A 15,785-nucleotide genomic window follows, 5' to 3' on the forward strand; every position below is an offset into this window, starting at 1 on the left:
CGATACACGCCAGCGGCCTTACTTCGCTACGCTCATTTGGCTACGATCACGCCCTGCGCCTGCTGATGGAAATCGTCGAAGAACTTGTACTCGCCCGGATCGAGCGGCGCGATCACGACGAACGAGTCCGCGCCCGGCGCCAGCACCTTCTCCTTGCGCAACTGAACGCTCTCGAACTCCGCCGCGCCCTTGCCCGTATTGCGCACCTCGATCTTGATGCGCTTGCCCGCCGGCACTTCGATGCGCGCGGGATTCAGCTTGCCGTCGTTCATTTCGAGCTTGAACGTCGGCAGATCTTCGGCATGCGCCATCGTGGCCACGCCCGCCAGCGACACCGCAAAAGACGCGCTGAGCGCGAGCGCCGCAAACTTCCGCTTTCCAGTCATTGGTTTTACCTGCTCCTTGCTGCCATTCATGCGGCGGCGCTGCACGAGATGCGGGCCGCCGCTCAAGCTACCGGGTGACGGCCTGGTGGCGCCTTAGTAACCGCCCTTCTTGCCGATGCCCGCGAACGGGAAATCATATTCCAGCGTGATCGGCTTGAACCACGGGCCCACGCCCGTTTCCTTGTCGACGTGACGGCCGAACGCCATGTGGCCCGTTTGCATCGGCGCTTCGACGATCAGCTTGAGGTGGTACTTGCCGGGACCGGCGAGCTTCACGTTGTCGCCATAGTGCGGGCCGTCGTTCGCGACCATCGGCATCAGGTCACCCTTTTGCACGTAGCTCGAACCCGGCTTCGTGAGTTCGTAGTGAACCTGCAGATACGGCATCCAGTCGCCTTCGGCGAAGCCGGTCGGGTTGTTCTTGACCGCGTGGATGTCCGACTCGAGGTGAATGTCGGAATCCGAGGCCTTGCGCATCATGCCTTCCGGCTCCATCGTGATCGGCTGCAGATAGACCGCGCCGATTTCCATGCCGCCCTGGATTGCCTGCTTGCCGATCGGGTATTCAGCCGCGTTGGCCGCAAATGCCGCCGTGACAGCCGCGATGACGGCAGCGCCGCGCAAGAGAGAGTGAATCCGCATCGAAACTCCTGGTTTTTATATGAGGGTTACATCCGACCAACGTTCGCTGCGCACGTGTAATAACGCTAATGCGAACAATTCTCAATAATCACGGAGTTTAACACCGATGCACATGAGGGACAAATTCGGAGCGCCGGAAAACCCAACCGCGACAGGGTTTTAGCAGCGTTTTGTTAACGCAGGCTTACGGCGGTTAGCGGTCCGGTTTCAGGGCCGGAAATCCGCGAAAGGCATTCGAATGCTACAGATGGGATATAGCGGGTGCGGCGTGAAGCCGCCCCACCCGCCTCGGCTCGGCGCTCAGATCGGATGGTCACCCACATTCGCCCCGAACACGCGCCGGCGCAGCACCGCGAGCTGATCGCGTGCCTGCGCTGCCTTTTCGAATTCGAGGTTCTTCGCGTAGTCCATCATCTGCTTTTCGAGCTTCTTGATTTCCTTGGCGATCTGCTTCTCGGACATATCCTCGAACTTCGCGCGCTCCTGCTCCTCGCGCAGCTCGGCGCGGGCTTCATCGACGTTATAGACGCCGTCGATGATGTCCTTGATGCGCTTGACCACGCCGCGCGGCACGATGCCGTGCTCCTCGTTGAAGGTGATCTGCTTGGCCCGGCGGCGCTCGGTTTCGTCGATGGCCCGGCGCATCGAGTCGGTGATGCGGTCGCCGTAGAGAATCGCCTTGCCGTTCACGTTACGCGCGGCGCGCCCGATCGTCTGGATGAGCGAGCGCTCGGCGCGCAAGAAGCCTTCCTTGTCGGCGTCGAGAATCGCCACGAGCGAGACCTCGGGAATATCCAGGCCCTCACGCAGCAGGTTGATGCCCACGAGCACGTCGAAGGTGCCCAGACGCAAGTCGCGGATGATCTCCACGCGCTCGACCGTGTCGATGTCGCTGTGCAGATAGCGCACCTTCACGCCGTGGTCGGCCAGGAACTCGGTGAGCTGCTCGGCCATGCGCTTGGTGAGCGTGGTGACGAGCACGCGCTCGCCCACGGCCACGCGCTCGTTGATCTCGCCGAGCACGTCGTCGACCTGCGTCGATGCGGGCCGCACCTCGATCGTCGGGTCGACGAGGCCCGTGGGTCGCACGACCTGCTCCGCGATCTGGCCCGTCACCTTCTTTTCATAGTCGGCGGGCGTGGCCGAGACGAACACCACCTGGCGCATCTTGCGCTCGAACTCGTTGAACTTGAGCGGCCGGTTGTCCAGCGCCGAAGGCAGCCGGAAGCCGTAATCGACGAGATTTTCCTTGCGCGCGCGGTCGCCGTTGTACATGCCGTTGAACTGGCCGATCAGCACGTGCGACTCGTCGAGGAACATCATGGCGTCGGTCGGCAGGTAATCGACGAGCGTGGGCGGCGGCTCGCCGGGCAGCGCGCCCGAAAAGTGCCGCGAGTAGTTCTCGATGCCCTTGCAGAAGCCCAGCTCCTGCAGCATTTCCAGATCGAAACGCGTGCGCTGCTCGAGGCGTTGCGCCTCCACGAGCTTGCCTTCCGTATGGAAAAACTCGAGGCGCTCGCGCAATTCGGACTTGATGGTTTCGACGGCGCGCAGCACGGTTTCGCGCGGCGTCACGTAGTGCGACGACGGATAGACCGTAAAACGCGGAATCTTCTGGCGCACGCGGCCCGTGAGCGGATCGAAGAGCTGCAGCGTTTCCACTTCGTCGTCGAACAGTTCCACGCGCACCGCCATTTCGGCGTGTTCGGCCGGGAAGATGTCGATGGTGTCGCCGCGCACGCGGAACGTGCCACGCTGGAAGTCCTGCTCGTTGCGCGTGTATTGCATGGCGATCAGGCGCGCGATGACGTCGCGCTGGCCGAGGCGATCGCCGTGGCGCAGCGTGAGAATCATCTGGTGGTACTCGGACGGATTGCCGATACCGTAGATCGCCGAAACCGTCGCGACGATCACCACGTCGCGCCGCTCCATCAGGCTCTTGGTGGCCGAAAGCCGCATTTGCTCGATGTGCTCGTTGATCGACGAATCCTTCTCGATGAAGAGATCGCGCTGCGGCACATAGGCTTCGGGCTGGTAGTAGTCGTAGTACGAGACGAAGTATTCGACGGCATTGCGCGGAAAGAACTCGCGGAACTCGGCGTAGAGCTGCGCGGCGAGCGTCTTGTTCGGCGCGAACACGATGGCTGGGCGGCCCAGGCGCGCGATGGTGTTCGCCATCGTGTAAGTCTTGCCCGAGCCCGTCACGCCTAGCAGCGTCTGGAACGAGAGGCCGTCTTCCACGCCTTCGACGAGCGTTTCGATGGCCGTCGGCTGGTCGCCGGCCGGCAAGTACGGCTGGTAGAGCTGGAACGGCGAGCCTTCATACTGGACGAATTTCGACTCGTCGAGCGCGGGCGCGTCGGCGACGGTGTGGTCGGGCATGGGGCATCCTGTGCGCGGAGCAAACAACTATTCTAGCGTCTCGCCGGATCTTGCCGATGGGCGAGCCTGGGGCGAGACGAGGTGGGCTCAGGCATACATGGGGCGCAACGGCGGCGCTGCAAGGGCCACGTGTCGCAGCGGCGGCGAACACCCAGGCGAGCGCACGCCGGAAATCGGCCAATCGTGCCGCAAATAGCCCTGAAAGCGGCGCGGAGAATGGCAAATCCGCGGAAATCGGGCTTGAGGATTCGTTACAATAGCGAGTTCCGTGGCCGGTGCAGCATGTGGCCCAACCGATCTTCCTTCACTTTTGCCGAACGATCATGTCCCTCTTTTCCGCTGTCGAACTCGCCCCCCGCGACCCGATCCTGGGTCTGAACGAAGCCTATAACGCCGACGCGCGCGCGACCAAGGTGAACCTCGGCGTGGGCGTGTACACCAACGAAGAAGGCAAGATTCCGCTGCTGCGCGCGGTGCGCGAAGCAGAAAAGGCTCGCGTGGAAGCCGGTCTGCCGCGCGGCTATCTGCCGATCGAAGGTCTCGGCGCGTATGACGCCGCCGTGCAAAAGCTGCTGCTCGGCGACGACTCGCCGCTGATCGCCGCGGGCCGCGTCGTCACGGCGCAGGCGCTGGGCGGCACGGGGGCGCTGAAGATCGGCGCCGACTTCCTCAAGCGCGTGAACCCGAGCGCCAAGGTCGCGATCAGCGACCCGAGCTGGGAAAACCACCGCGCGCTCTTCGAAAGCGCGGGTTTCGAAGTTCTCGCGTATCCGTACTACGACGCGCAGACCAACGGCGTGAACTTCGAAGGCATGCTGAGCGCACTGAACGGCTACGCCGCCGGCACCGTCATCGTGCTGCACGCATGCTGCCACAACCCGACCGGCGTGGATCTCACGATCGACCAGTGGAAGCAGATCATCGAAGTCGTGAAGGCGCGCAACCTCGTGCCGTTCCTCGACATCGCATATCAGGGCTTCGGTGACGGCATCGCGGAAGACGGCGAAGTCGTGCGCCTCTTCGCTGCTTCGGAACTCAACGTGTTCGTTTCGTCGTCGTTCTCGAAGTCGTTCTCGCTGTATGGCGAGCGCGTGGGCGCGCTGTCGATCCTCACGAGCAGCAAGGAAGAATCGTCGCGCGTGCTCTCGCAACTCAAGCGCGTGATCCGCACGAACTACTCGAACCCGCCGACGCACGGCGGCTCGGTGGTCGCAGCCGTGCTCGGCTCAGCCGACCTCCGCGCCATGTGGGAAGCGGAACTCGGCGAAATGCGCAACCGCATCCGCGCGATGCGCACGGGCCTCGTCGAGCGCCTCACGGCTGCCGGCGTCGACCGCGACTTCAACTTCATCAACGTGCAGCGCGGCATGTTCTCGTACTCGGGCCTGACGGCGGTGCAAGTCGACCGCCTGCGCGAAGAGTTCGGCATCTACGCCGTGAGCACGGGCCGCATCTGCGTGGCCGCGCTGAACACGCGCAACCTCGACGCCGTGGCGAGCGCCGTCGCACAAGTGCTGAAGTAAATTCGTTTGCCAGCGCGCCGCTACAACGCGGCGCGCCGACGCGAAAAAAAGGCGTCCGTTCGAAAGAACGGACGCCTTTTTACATGGCAAACGCAGCGGAAGACTCAGGCGCCGTGGCCGCGCATGTCGCGATGGATATCGTGCGTGACGAAACCCGAGTCGTTGTCGGGCTTGTCGAGCCAGCCCGGCTGCGCGAGCGAGGCGCGGATATCCTGCAAACCGCTTGCCCAATGCTCGTGCATCGTCGAGAGGCCGAACTGGTAGTCCTTGAAGTGCCCCTCGTATTCCTTCTGCCGGTAGATGAGGTGGATCACGTTGTACTTCTTCGAACACGAAAGCTCGTCCGCCAGCGCGACCCACGGATCATTGCGATGCTCGGGCGCGACGCGATCGAGCACCTCGCGCAACACATGCCGGTAACGCTGCGAGCGTTGCAGGATATCGGTCACGAGGCGCGTGCGGCTCGAATACTGAATGTCCTTCACGCGGCCCTGCACGTCGATGAGGTTGTCGGGCACCGGCCCGCGCGCGCTCCAGAGATCGACCTGGAACGCGAGCGTGTCGCGCCGCGGCGTGGTCTGAATCACCTCGTAGAGCGGCGTGTTCGACATCAGGCCGCCGTCCCAGTAGTACTCGCCGTCGATCTCCACCGCCGCGAAGCCCGGCGGCAGTGCACCCGAGGCGATGAAATGCTCGGGGCGCAGCTTCGTGGTCTTGTTGTCGAAGTAGACGAAGTTGCCGCTGCCCACGTTGACCGCACCCACTGACACGCGCGTTTCGCCCGAGTTGATGCGCTCGAAGTCGCACAGGCGTTCCAGCGTCGCCTTGAGTGGCTTCGTGTCGTAGTAGCTGGCCGTTTCGGGCGAACCGGATCCATTGGGCAGCGGCGGCGGAAAGCGCGGCACGAAAAATCCCTTCTGCCCTTCCACGATCGCGCCTGCCGCCTGCATGGCCGTGAACGTCTTGCGCAAGGCGGCATTCGAATTGAACAGCGCATGCTCGACGAAGGGCGGCAACGGGAAGCTGAAGGCCGGCTGGCAGATCGTCTGCCAGAACTCGCGCAGACGCGCCACGCGATGTTCAGGCGCATTGCCCGCGATGATGGCGGTATTGAGCGCGCCGATTGAAATACCCGCGATCCAGTTGGGCGCAATGCCGGCCTCGACGAGCCCTTCGTACACGCCCGCCTGATACGCACCGAGGGCGCCGCCGCCCTGCAGCGTGAGCGCGACGGTTTCCCACTCTTTGGCCTGCGGGCCGCACTGCGAAACATGCGGCTGCGGCGCGTGGCCGACTTGCGCGCCGCCATGTGCACCGGTATGTGCGCCGACCTCGTCGTCGACCGCGCTCGACTGGACCTGCCCCTTCTTGCGTTGCGCCATTGCTGCGCCTCCTGCGCTCGATGTCCGCGTTATTGCATGAACCAGCCGTGGCTCACCACAAAAGACTGGCCGGTGAACGCAGCGCTCGGGAACGCCGAGAGGAACAGCACGGTTTGCGCGACGTCCTCGACGGTCGTGAAAATGCCGTCCACCGTGCCGCCGAGCATCACGCGCTTGACCACTTCTTCTTCGGAGATGCCGAGTTCCTTCGCCTGCTCCGGAATCTGCTTTTCCACGAGCGGCGTGCGCACGAAGCCCGGACACACCACGTGCGAGCGCACGTTGTGCTTGCCGCCTTCCTTGGCGAGCACACGCGCGAGACCGAGCAGCGCGTGCTTGGCCGCAACATAGGCCGACTTCAGCGGCGACGCTTCGTGCGAATGCACCGAACCCATGTAGATCACCACGCCGCCGCGGTCGTCCTTGTACATGTGCTTGAGCACCGCCTTGGTCGTGAGGAACGCGCCGTCCACGTGGATGGCCTGCATCTTCTTCCAGTCGGAGAACGCGTAATTCTCGATAGGGTTCACGATCTGGATGCCGGCGTTCGAGATGAGGATGTCCACCGGGCCGAGTTCGGCCGCGACGCGGTCGATGCCCTGATTCACGGCGTCTTCATTGGTGACGTCCATGGCGACGCCGATGGCCTTGCCGCCTGCGCCCTTGATCTCTTCGGCCACGGCGTCCGCGCCGCTCTGGTTCAGGTCGGCGATGGCGACCGCAGCGCCTGCCTGCGCGAGCGTGAGCGCGATCTGCTTGCCAATGCCGCTGGCCGCGCCGGTAACAACTGCGACCTTGCCATCGAGTTTCGTGTTCAGTGAGAGAGACGACATCGGGCACCTCCAGGTGAGTGAACAGGACAGGATGAAACCTCGGAGCGCGCGCCGTCAAACCTGACGAATGGCTTATGCCATCCGGCCGGATGTTGCGTCGCGGCCAACCAGGCTATTGTGCATGAACCCGTCTCGTCGAAGCATCGAGCAAGACAAGCAAAAGAGATTTTCGCCGCAGTGCAAAGCGCAGTGCGGCATGGCAGCCACCGCAAGGCCGTTCAGCAACAATGGCCAAGTCGTGCTAGCTTTATCGGCTCACAAGGAGGCGTTAATGAACTATCGGCGACTGGGCCGCTCAGGCCTGCAGGTAAGCGAACTGTCCATCGGCTCGTGGGTCACCTATGGCAACCAGGTCGACGCAAAGCTCGCGCGCGAATCGCTCGCGGCGGCGCGCGACGCGGGCATCAACTTCTTCGACAACGCCGAGGCCTACGCCGGCGGCAAGTCGGAAGAACTCATGGGCCAGGCGCTCAAGGAACTCGCGTGGCCGCGTGTGAGCTACGTGGTCTCGACCAAGTTCTACTGGGGCTTGACCGAAGCGCCCAACCAGTACCACACGCTCAACCGCAAGTACCTCATGGACGCCATCGACGGCTCGCTCAAGCGACTGCAGCTCGATTACGTCGATCTCGTATTCTGCCACCGCCCCGACCCGAACACGCCGGTCGAGGAAACCGTCTGGGCGATGAGCGACATGATCTCGCGCGGCAAGGCGCTCTACTGGGGCACCTCGGAGTGGAGCGCCGACGAAATCCGCGCCGCGTGGGAAATTGCGGAGCGCCATCACCTGCACAAACCGGTCATGGAGCAGCCGCAATACAACCTGTTCCACCGCACGCGCGTCGAAGACGAATACCGTCGGCTCTACGAGGACATTGGCCTTGGCCTCACCACCTGGAGCCCGCTCGCCTCCGGCCTGCTCACTGGCAAGTACCGCGGCGGCGTGCCGTCGGGCAGCCGTGCGGAACTGCAGGGCTACGACTGGTTGCGCAAGAATGTCACCGATCCTGACAAGAACGAGATCGTCGGCAAGCTCGCCGAATTCGCGAAACAACTCGACTGTTCGGTGGGGCAACTGGCGCTTGCGTGGATCCTGAAGAATCCGCGCGTGAGCACGGTCATCACCGGGGCCTCCCGTATCGAGCAGATCGGCGAAAACATGAAGGCGCGCGACGTGGCGGAGAAGATCACGCCGGACATCAAGGCACAGATCGAGGCGATCGTCGGCGACGCTTACGACTGACGCCTCGCGCATGTCCGGAACGCGCGCCACGCTCGCCACCGTGCGTCGGGCTCGCGCGTGAGCGCATCGCACGGTGGCGTACAATACGCGGCCTCGCTGCGCGCACCGCAACTTCGGTAGCGGCGCGGCGCATGGCGCAGGCGGCGCGGCAATTGCGCCGCCGCCGTCTTCCCCGTTCTCACCGGACCTCGTGTCCCGTCCATCATGCTGAGCTACCGTCACGCCTTCCACGCCGGCAATCATGCCGATGTCCTGAAACACGCCGTCGTCGTGCAACTGCTGCATTACCTCAGCAAGAAGGACAAGGCGTACTGGTACATCGACACCCACGCGGGCGCCGGCGCCTATGCCTTGCGCGAAGGCTACGCCACGAAGAACGCCGAGTTCGACACGGGCATCGGCAAGCTGTGGGGCCGCAACGACCTGCCTGCGGCGCTCTCGGACTACGTGGACGAAGTGGCGGCGCTGAACCCCGACGGCGACTTGCGCTTCTACCCAGGCTCCCCCTATCTCGCGTGGCGTCTCATGCGCGAGCAGGACCGCATGCGGCTCTTTGAATTGCATAGCACGGAAATCGACGTGCTGCGCCACCGCTTCCACGACGCGGGGCGCCGCGTGATGATCTACGCAGGCGACGGCTTCGACGGCATCAAGGCGCTCCTGCCCCCGCCGCCGCGCCGTGCGCTCGTGCTGATCGACCCGTCTTTCGAGGACAAGCGCGACTACGCGCGCACGCTCGCGTGCGTCGAGGAAAGCCTCAAGCGCTTCGCGAATGGCACCTATGCGGTCTGGTATCCGCAGGTCACGCGTCCCGAGTCGCAGCGCTTCCCGGAGCAACTCAAGCGCCTGCAGAACAAGAACTGGCTGCACCTGACGCTTTCGGTGAGCAATCCGCCCGAAGACGGTTTCGGCCTTTACGGCAGCGGCATGTTCATTCTGAACCCGCCCTACACGCTCGAAGCGACAATGAAAGAGGCCCTGCCCTGGCTCGTGAAAACGCTCGGCCAGGATGCCGGCGCACAGTTCAAGATCGAGTCGCGCGGCGACTGAGCCGCGGGCTCACCCTCGCGCGAGCGGAGTCACTGCCCAGACGGCAACGGCTGGGGAAGCGGCGGCGTTGGACGATGAGGGGGGCGTGGCGGACGCGGCGGGGGATTCGGCCGACCGCCGCCCTGCTGCACTTCCACGTACGGCGCGACGACATAGGGCTGCTGCGAATCCGGCGCAAGACCCGCCGGCTGCACCGCCTGAACCATCGGCTCATTCGAGAGCGGCGCGTTTTGTAGAACCACGCCCGGTTGACCGTCGCTAATCCCTCTTTGCGTATCCAGAATCAGTGGCTGCCCTGCATGCGCGCTGCCGCTAGCGCACGTCATGACGACGGCGATCAGGCCCGCACGCGCAACAGAAAGATGCAACGCGCGGCAAGGCGACACAACTGTGCGGTGGGAAATGCGGTCTTGCACCATGAACGGCCCCCGGAGAGAAAGCGACACCATTGCTATGACGGCTTGTCGCAAAAAGACTTTACCTTACCGTGGTGGGAAGGCTCAGACTCTGTTCCATCGGCGGTGCAGAAATGACAAAGCCCCGCCAATGCGGGGCTTGAGACTGTGCTGCTCTCACCGGATCGAAACCCGGTCAGAATATTCGTACAGCGACGGCTTACAGCGAGTTGTAGCCGTTCGACTCGATCGAACGAATGCGCTGTTCGAGCTGCACGATATCGGCCGACGATGCGAGATACGCTTCGCGGCGACGACGTTCAGCAGTTTCAAACCAGTTGCTCAGCTTTTCAAGAACGAATGCAAACATGATGGTGTGCTCCAAGGATTCGGTTCGGCGATCCCCGGTGATTTGCATCAGGGATAACCCTCATTAGGGATAACCCGCATTATAACGGTTGCACCGAACTTTGCTAGTGAATTGCCCGAATACCGTGCATTCCATTCTGGAATGATCGTAAGGTACGAATTGGCAACATCATGTTTTATCGACACATTTTCCAGCGATTTCGCGGGTGCTTGGCGGCAATCACGCAAAAACGCACCGATATGGTGCGCGCAGCCAAGGAGGCTGCGTCAATTTGCCCGCTGCGGTTGCACCTGCGTTCAGTGCGCGTGGCCGGGCTCGTGGCAGTCCATCGTGGCGGTGTCGGCGAGCCGTTCGATGATCGGGCAATCTGGCCGGTCGTTCCCCTGGCAGTGCGACGCCAGATGGGCGAGCGTGTCGCGCATCTGGGACAGTTCGGCGATGCGCTGGTCGAGTTCGGCGACGTGCTCGAGCGCGATCGACTTGACCTCGGCACTCGCGCGCGAGCGGTCGTGCCAGAGCGCCAGCAGGCGCCGGATATCGTCCACCAGAAAGCCGAGCCGGCGCGCCTGACGGATGAAGCGCAGCGAATGCACCTCCTCCTCGCCATAGACCCGGTAGCCGGACTCCGTACGCCCTTTGGGCGCCAGCAGCCCAACACTTTCGTAGTAGCGAATCATTTTTGCCGTGACGCCCGATTCGCGCGCCGCTTCGCCGATGTTCACGCCGTTCTCCCGCTGTTTGGTCAATAGTTCGTCAATCGTTTAATCCTACACCTTCCCATGATGGGAAGGTGTAGCGTGACAACCAGCCTCGGCTGGCATAATCCGCCGACGGCCTCATATCGAGTAGTAACAAGCCTCAATCTCTGAAAAAGGAACACACGATGATCCAGTTCAACGTCGAAGGCATGAGCTGCCAGCACTGCGTCGGCGCCGTCACGCGCGCGATCCATGAACACGATGCGCAGGCCAAGGTCGAGATCGATCTGGTCGCTGGCCGCGTGAAGGTCGAATCGAGCGAGAGCGCCGAAGTCCTGAAGTCGGCGATCGACGAAGCCGGCTACACCGTGGTCGGCACGGCCAGCGTCTGACAGGCCGCGCCATGTTCAAGGTTGCCGTGATCGGCGCGTCCGGCCTGTTAGGTCGCGCCATAGTCCGCGAACTCGCAGCAGTTGCCCCCTGGCAGGTCGTGCCGACCGCGTTCCGCCACAGCAGCCCGCAGCAGACCGTGCTCGACGTGCGCGACACGCAAGCCGTGAACGCATTCGTCGAGCGCGAGGCGCCCGACGCGATCGTGCTAGCCGCCGCCGAGCGCCGCCCCGACGTGTGCGAGCACGATCCGGCGGCGGCGCGCGCGCTCAATGTCGATGCGGTGCGCAGCGTCGTCGCGGCGGCGCGGCAGCGCGGCGCGTGGGTACTCTCGATCTCCACCGATTACGTGTTCGACGGCACGCAGCCGCCCTACCGCATCGACGACATGCCGAATCCGCTCAACGCCTACGGTCACAGCAAGCTCGAAGGCGAACAGGCCCTGCTCGAAACCAGCGACAACGCCCTCGTGCTGCGCCTGCCCTTGCTGTATGGGCCGATCGTCGGCTGGCACGAATCCGCGGTCACGAGCCTCGTGCCGGCCATCCGCGCTTCGGGAGAGCCGGGGGCGCAAGCCGCGCCAATGGACGCGTGGGCTACGCGCTACCCCACTTTCACGCCCGATGTGGCGTTCGTGATCCGCGAACTGCTGCTGCGCTGCACGGACGGCGCGCCCGTGCGCGGCGTCGCGCAATGGTCCGGCGACGAGCCGATGACGAAGTACGACATCGCCCAGCGGATTGCGCAGGCACTTGGCGTAGAGGCGCGTCTGCTCGCACAGCCGACGCCCACCGACGCCACGCCGCGCCCGCGCAACTGCCATCTCGATTCGAGCCGTCTCGAAGCGCTGGGCATCGGCCGCCGCACGCCGTTCGACGCGGCGATTCGCGCCGTGCTCGACGCTTATATGAAAGACGGCGAGCAGCGCTAAGCAGCGCCGCAGCGGCCAGTAACGAGGCCGTTGCGCGCACGGTTTCTACGTAGAAACTCGCCGCGAATATTCAATGAAAATTCCGGCTCTCCGTCGCGAGGCGCCCGAGCAGCCGGCTGTGGTCCTCCAGCCGGTGCGCCACGAGGTGCACCACCTCGCCTTCACGCTGCACCACGCCCGCCACCGCCAGCAGCGAAGACCCTAGCAACTCCTTGCGCTGCGACTCGACGAGCGCCGCGTGCACGATCACGTTGACGCTGCCGGTCTCGTCTTCCAGAGAAACGAAGATCGTGCCGTTCGCCGTGCCCGGCCGCTGCCGCACCGTGACGATTCCGCACACGCGCGCGAGCATGCCGTGCCGGCAATGCGCCAGTTGCTCCGCCGTGCGAAAACGCTGCTTTGTGAGGCCGTGGCGCAGCAGTTCGAGCGGATGACGATTGAGCGTGAGACGCAGGCTCGCGTAATCGGCGACGATTTCCGCGCCCTCGGAAGCATGCGGCAATGCGAGCGGCGTCTCGGCGATGGGCGCATCGCGCAACAGCGCAGGCACCGCGTGCTGCGCCGTCACGGCCCACCACGCCTCGCGCCGGTGGCCCGCAATGCTCGCGAGCGCGTTCGACGCCGCCAGCGCCTCCAGCTCGCGCCGCGTGAGCGCCGCGCGGCGCGCGAGATCATCGACATCGGCGAACGGTGCGCGCTCGCGCGCCTCCATCACACGACGCGCGGCATCTTCGGAAAAGCCCTTGATGAGACTGAAGCCGAGGCGCACGGCCGGGCCGCCATGTCCATAGCGCCGCGGCGCGAGCGCAATGCGTGAGCGCACGACGCACTTCACGCCGTCCATGAACCTGTGCCGCCGGCCGCCGCGCTTGAGCGTGCCGCGGCACAGCAACGCAACCGCGGCCAGCCGCGCGCGATACCGCAGCACCTCCGTATGGCCCACGCGCAGCGCCTCGGCATCGAGCCGTCCGCCGGATGCGCCGCGCCGCTCCAGCACCGACTCCCAGTCGCTCAGCGCGATATCGGGCGCACGCACCTGCACGCCGTGACGCTTCGCATCCTGCACGAGCTGAGAAGGCGAATAGAAACCGAGCGGCTGACTGTTCAGCAGTCCTGCCAGAAATGCCGCGGGCTCGTAACGCTTGAGCCACGAACTCGTGTAGACGAGCAGCGCGAAACTCGCCGCATGGCTTTCCGGAAAACCGTAGTCGCCGAAACCCTCGATCTGCTTGCAGATGCGCTCGGCGAATTCCGGCGAGTAGCCTTTCTTGAGCATGCGCTGCGTGAGATCCGCCTGATACGGACGCAGATCGCCGTCGCGCCGCCATGCGGCCATCGCGCGGCGCAGCTTGTCGGCCTCCTCGCCGGTGTAGTCGGCGGCGACCATCGCGAGATGCATCACCTGCTCCTGGAAGATCGGCACACCTAGCGTGCGTTCGAGCACCGGGCGCAATTCTTCCTTCGCGTACTCCACCGCTTCGTCGCCGTGCCGGCGTTTCAGGTACGGATGCACCATGTCGCCCTGGATCGGGCCCGGCCGCACGATCGCCACCTGAATCACGAGGTCGTAATACGTGCGCGGCCGCAAACGCGGCAACATGCTCTGCTGCGCGCGCGACTCGATCTGGAACACACCGACCGTATCGGCCTTGGCGCACATGCGATACACCGCCGGGTCCTCGACTGGAATGTCCTGCACGCGCATCTGCGGCAGCCCGCGCCTTAGCGCCACGAATTCGAGCGAGCGCCGGATCGCCGAGAGCATGCCGAGCGCGAGCACGTCCACTTTCAGCAGCCGCAGCGCGTCGATATCGTCCTTGTCCCACTCGATCACGTAGCGGTCCTTCATCGCCGCGTTTTCGATCGGCACGAGCCGCGAGAGCTTGTCGCGCGCGATCACGAAACCGCCCACGTGCTGCGAGAGATGGCGCGGAAAGCCGCGCAGCTCGCGCGTGAGACGAATGAGCTGCTGCGTGACGTGCGAGTCCGGCGAAAAGCCCGCCTCCTCCAGATGGCGCGCGATCGAATCGGGGCCGTCCCACCACTGATGCGCGCCCGAGAGCTTTTCGACGAGCGTATTGTCGAGGCCGAGCGCCTTGCCCACGTCGCGCAACGCGCTGCGCGAGCGATAGGTGATGAGCGTCGCGGCCAGCGCGGCGCGGCGCGTGCCGTACTTGCGGTAGATGTACTGAATGACTTCTTCGCGACGCTGATGCTCGAAGTCGACGTCGATGTCGGGCGGCTCGTTGCGCGCGCGAGAGAGAAAGCGCGCCACGAGCATATTCATGCGCACGGGGTCGATCTCCGTGATCTTCAGGCAATAGCAAACCACCGAGTTCGCCGCCGAGCCGCGCCCCTGGCACAGGATCTTCTGATCGCGCGCGAAGCGGACGATGTCGTGCACTGTGAGGAAGTACTTCTCGTACTTCAGCTCATCGATGAGTTCGAGTTCCTGTTCGATCTGATCGCGGCGCTTGTCGTTCAGGCCGTCGGGCCAGCGCTCCAGTGCGCCCTTCATCACGAGCTTGCGCAACCACGTCTGAGGTGTCTCGCCGGGCGGCACCAGCTCCTCGGGATATTCGTAGGCCAGCTCGCCGAGCGAGAACGTGCAGCGGCGCGCGACGTCGAGCGTCGCGTCGAGCGCCTCGCGCGGATAAATCGCGCCAAGCCGCACGCGCGAGCGCAGATGCCGCTCCGCGTTCGCCTCCAGCGCGCGCCCGCACGACGCGAGCGGCTTGCCGATGCGGATCGCGCTCAACGTGTCCTGCAACGGCTTGCGCGAACGAGCGTGCATCAGCACGCCGCCCGCCGCGACGAGCGGCAAGCCGCTCTCCTGCGAGACGTGGCGCAGCACTTCGATCTGCGTGTCGTCGCCGCCGGTTTGCCAGAGTTCGAGCGCGAGCCACGCGCGTTCGGCCGCGAAGCCCGCGAGCCAGTGCGCGGCGCGCAGCGTTTGCGCGAGCGTGGCCGTGCGCTGCGGCACGAGCAGCAGCACGCAGTCGCGCAAGTGCTTCAGATGTTCGAAGCCCGGCTCCGGCCCGGTGAAATCGGCGGGATGCACGCGGTAGCTGCCCTTCGCCGCACGCGAGCGCGCGAGCGTGATCAGCTCGCACAGATTGCCGTAGCCTTCACGATTCGTTGCAAGCGCAACGATCGTGCAGAACGGCGCGCCATGTTCATCGACGAGATTCAGCTCGCTGCCGATCAGCAAATGCAGCGACGGTTCGAACGGGCCCAGGGCCGCGGCGGCTGTGTTGCCGCCGCGTTCGCGTGCCTCGCGCACGGCTTCGTCATGCGCTTTTTTGCGCGCCTCGTCGTATTCGTTGAGCGCGCTGTAGGCGCGCACGACGCCCGCGAACGAGCATTCGTCGGTGATCGCGAGCGCACGGTAGCCGTGGCGGATCGCCTGCTCGACCATCTCACCCGGGCGCGACGCGCCGTGCAGGAAGGTGAAATGGGTGAGGCAGTGCAGTTCCGCGTAGTCAGGTAACTGCGCAGGCAACTGCGCAGGCAACTGTGGAGGCGACGGCGCGCCCGTCCCGCTGGTCGACATGATTGCT

The 15,785-nt window shown here is 64.5% G+C and carries 13 protein-coding genes; 5 read left to right on the top strand and 8 right to left on the bottom strand.

Annotated features, from left to right (window positions below):
• Positions 1 to 32: 32 nt before the first annotated feature.
• The 3 genes from L0U83_RS09155 to uvrB all read right to left on the bottom strand — a co-directional run bounded on the left by L0U83_RS09155 (position 33) and on the right by uvrB (position 3,410).
• Positions 33 to 386: a cupredoxin domain-containing protein gene (locus L0U83_RS09155; RefSeq protein ID WP_233882147.1), complete on the bottom strand. Its 354-nt coding sequence runs from the start codon at positions 384 to 386 to the stop codon at positions 33 to 35.
• A 93-nt stretch (positions 387 to 479) separates the two neighbouring features.
• The gene (locus L0U83_RS09160; protein ID WP_233882150.1) at positions 480 to 1,028 is read right to left on the bottom strand and encodes an iron transporter; all 549 of its coding nucleotides are present in this window, start codon (positions 1,026 to 1,028) and stop codon (positions 480 to 482) included.
• 300 nt (positions 1,029 to 1,328) lie between these two features.
• On the bottom strand, positions 1,329 to 3,410 hold the full coding sequence (uvrB, locus tag L0U83_RS09165) for an excinuclease ABC subunit UvrB (protein ID WP_233882152.1): 2,082 nt from the start codon (positions 3,408 to 3,410) through the stop codon (positions 1,329 to 1,331).
• 323 nt (positions 3,411 to 3,733) lie between these two features.
• Between uvrB and L0U83_RS09170 the strand changes: the two genes are divergently transcribed.
• Positions 3,734 to 4,933 (top strand): amino acid aminotransferase, encoded by a 1,200-nt coding sequence (locus tag L0U83_RS09170; protein ID WP_233882154.1) that lies wholly within the window; start codon positions 3,734 to 3,736, stop codon positions 4,931 to 4,933.
• A gap of 104 nt (positions 4,934 to 5,037) precedes the next feature.
• On the opposite strand, the gene L0U83_RS09175 is transcribed toward L0U83_RS09170, so the two are convergent.
• Both L0U83_RS09175 and L0U83_RS09180 read right to left on the bottom strand, forming a co-directional pair.
• Positions 5,038 to 6,315, bottom strand: a complete 1,278-nt coding sequence (locus L0U83_RS09175) for a DUF3734 domain-containing protein (protein ID WP_233882156.1) — start codon at positions 6,313 to 6,315, stop codon at positions 5,038 to 5,040.
• Positions 6,316 to 6,344: 29 nt separating this feature from the next.
• On the bottom strand, positions 6,345 to 7,148 hold the full coding sequence (locus L0U83_RS09180; RefSeq protein WP_233882158.1) for a 3-hydroxybutyrate dehydrogenase: 804 nt from the start codon (positions 7,146 to 7,148) through the stop codon (positions 6,345 to 6,347).
• Between the two features lie 271 nt (positions 7,149 to 7,419).
• On the opposite strand from L0U83_RS09180, the gene L0U83_RS09185 reads away from it, so the two are divergent.
• Both L0U83_RS09185 and L0U83_RS09190 read left to right on the top strand, forming a co-directional pair.
• Entirely contained in the window at positions 7,420 to 8,391 is a 972-nt protein-coding gene (locus L0U83_RS09185) for a potassium channel beta subunit family protein (RefSeq protein ID WP_233882160.1), read from the top strand.
• Positions 8,392 to 8,595: 204 nt separating this feature from the next.
• Positions 8,596 to 9,441 carry a 23S rRNA (adenine(2030)-N(6))-methyltransferase RlmJ gene (locus tag L0U83_RS09190; RefSeq protein ID WP_233882168.1) on the top strand — a complete coding sequence of 282 codons (846 nt, stop codon included), beginning with the start codon at positions 8,596 to 8,598 and terminating at the stop codon, positions 9,439 to 9,441.
• 615 nt (positions 9,442 to 10,056) lie between these two features.
• On the opposite strand, the gene L0U83_RS09195 is transcribed toward L0U83_RS09190, so the two are convergent.
• Together L0U83_RS09195 and cueR are read right to left on the bottom strand one after the other, a co-directional pair.
• Positions 10,057 to 10,206, bottom strand: coding sequence for a DUF3563 family protein (locus tag L0U83_RS09195; protein ID WP_233882175.1), 150 nt, complete (start codon positions 10,204 to 10,206; stop codon positions 10,057 to 10,059).
• A gap of 296 nt (positions 10,207 to 10,502) precedes the next feature.
• Positions 10,503 to 10,928, bottom strand: a complete 426-nt coding sequence (cueR, locus tag L0U83_RS09200; RefSeq protein ID WP_233882194.1) for a Cu(I)-responsive transcriptional regulator — start codon at positions 10,926 to 10,928, stop codon at positions 10,503 to 10,505.
• A gap of 161 nt (positions 10,929 to 11,089) precedes the next feature.
• On the opposite strand from cueR, the gene L0U83_RS09205 reads away from it, so the two are divergent.
• Positions 11,090 to 11,296 (top strand): heavy-metal-associated domain-containing protein, encoded by a 207-nt coding sequence (locus L0U83_RS09205; RefSeq protein ID WP_233882197.1) that lies wholly within the window; start codon positions 11,090 to 11,092, stop codon positions 11,294 to 11,296.
• Between the two features lie 11 nt (positions 11,297 to 11,307).
• Entirely contained in the window at positions 11,308 to 12,225 is a 918-nt protein-coding gene (locus L0U83_RS09210; protein WP_233882200.1) for a dTDP-4-dehydrorhamnose reductase family protein, read from the top strand.
• Between the two features lie 70 nt (positions 12,226 to 12,295).
• Here L0U83_RS09210 and L0U83_RS09215 read toward each other — a convergent pair whose 3' ends face one another.
• On the bottom strand, positions 12,296 to 15,778 hold the full coding sequence (locus tag L0U83_RS09215; protein WP_233882202.1) for an error-prone DNA polymerase: 3,483 nt from the start codon (positions 15,776 to 15,778) through the stop codon (positions 12,296 to 12,298).
• Positions 15,779 to 15,785 lie beyond the last annotated feature (7 nt).

Source organism: Paraburkholderia flagellata (assembly GCF_021390645.1).
GTDB classification, from domain to species: Bacteria; Pseudomonadota; Gammaproteobacteria; order Burkholderiales; family Burkholderiaceae; genus Paraburkholderia; species Paraburkholderia flagellata.

What these genes read in the sequence shown, in the direction of transcription:
- L0U83_RS09155 (WP_233882147.1), bottom strand. Translation starts at nt 386, where the DNA reads ATGACTGGAAAGCGGAAGTTTGCGGCGCTCGCGCTCAGCGCGTCTTTT.
- L0U83_RS09160 (WP_233882150.1), bottom strand. Translation starts at nt 1,028, where the DNA reads ATGCGGATTCACTCTCTCTTGCGCGGCGCTGCCGTCATCGCGGCTGTC.
- uvrB (WP_233882152.1), bottom strand. Translation starts at nt 3,410, where the DNA reads ATGCCCGACCACACCGTCGCCGACGCGCCCGCGCTCGACGAGTCGAAA.
- L0U83_RS09170 (WP_233882154.1), top strand. Translation starts at nt 3,734, where the DNA reads ATGTCCCTCTTTTCCGCTGTCGAACTCGCCCCCCGCGACCCGATCCTG.
- L0U83_RS09175 (WP_233882156.1), bottom strand. Translation starts at nt 6,315, where the DNA reads ATGGCGCAACGCAAGAAGGGGCAGGTCCAGTCGAGCGCGGTCGACGAC.
- L0U83_RS09180 (WP_233882158.1), bottom strand. Translation starts at nt 7,148, where the DNA reads ATGTCGTCTCTCTCACTGAACACGAAACTCGATGGCAAGGTCGCAGTT.
- L0U83_RS09185 (WP_233882160.1), top strand. Translation starts at nt 7,420, where the DNA reads ATGAACTATCGGCGACTGGGCCGCTCAGGCCTGCAGGTAAGCGAACTG.
- L0U83_RS09190 (WP_233882168.1), top strand. Translation starts at nt 8,596, where the DNA reads ATGCTGAGCTACCGTCACGCCTTCCACGCCGGCAATCATGCCGATGTC.
- L0U83_RS09195 (WP_233882175.1), bottom strand. Translation starts at nt 10,206, where the DNA reads ATGTTTGCATTCGTTCTTGAAAAGCTGAGCAACTGGTTTGAAACTGCT.
- L0U83_RS09205 (WP_233882197.1), top strand. Translation starts at nt 11,090, where the DNA reads ATGATCCAGTTCAACGTCGAAGGCATGAGCTGCCAGCACTGCGTCGGC.
- L0U83_RS09210 (WP_233882200.1), top strand. Translation starts at nt 11,308, where the DNA reads ATGTTCAAGGTTGCCGTGATCGGCGCGTCCGGCCTGTTAGGTCGCGCC.
- L0U83_RS09215 (WP_233882202.1), bottom strand. Translation starts at nt 15,778, where the DNA reads ATGTCGACCAGCGGGACGGGCGCGCCGTCGCCTCCACAGTTGCCTGCG.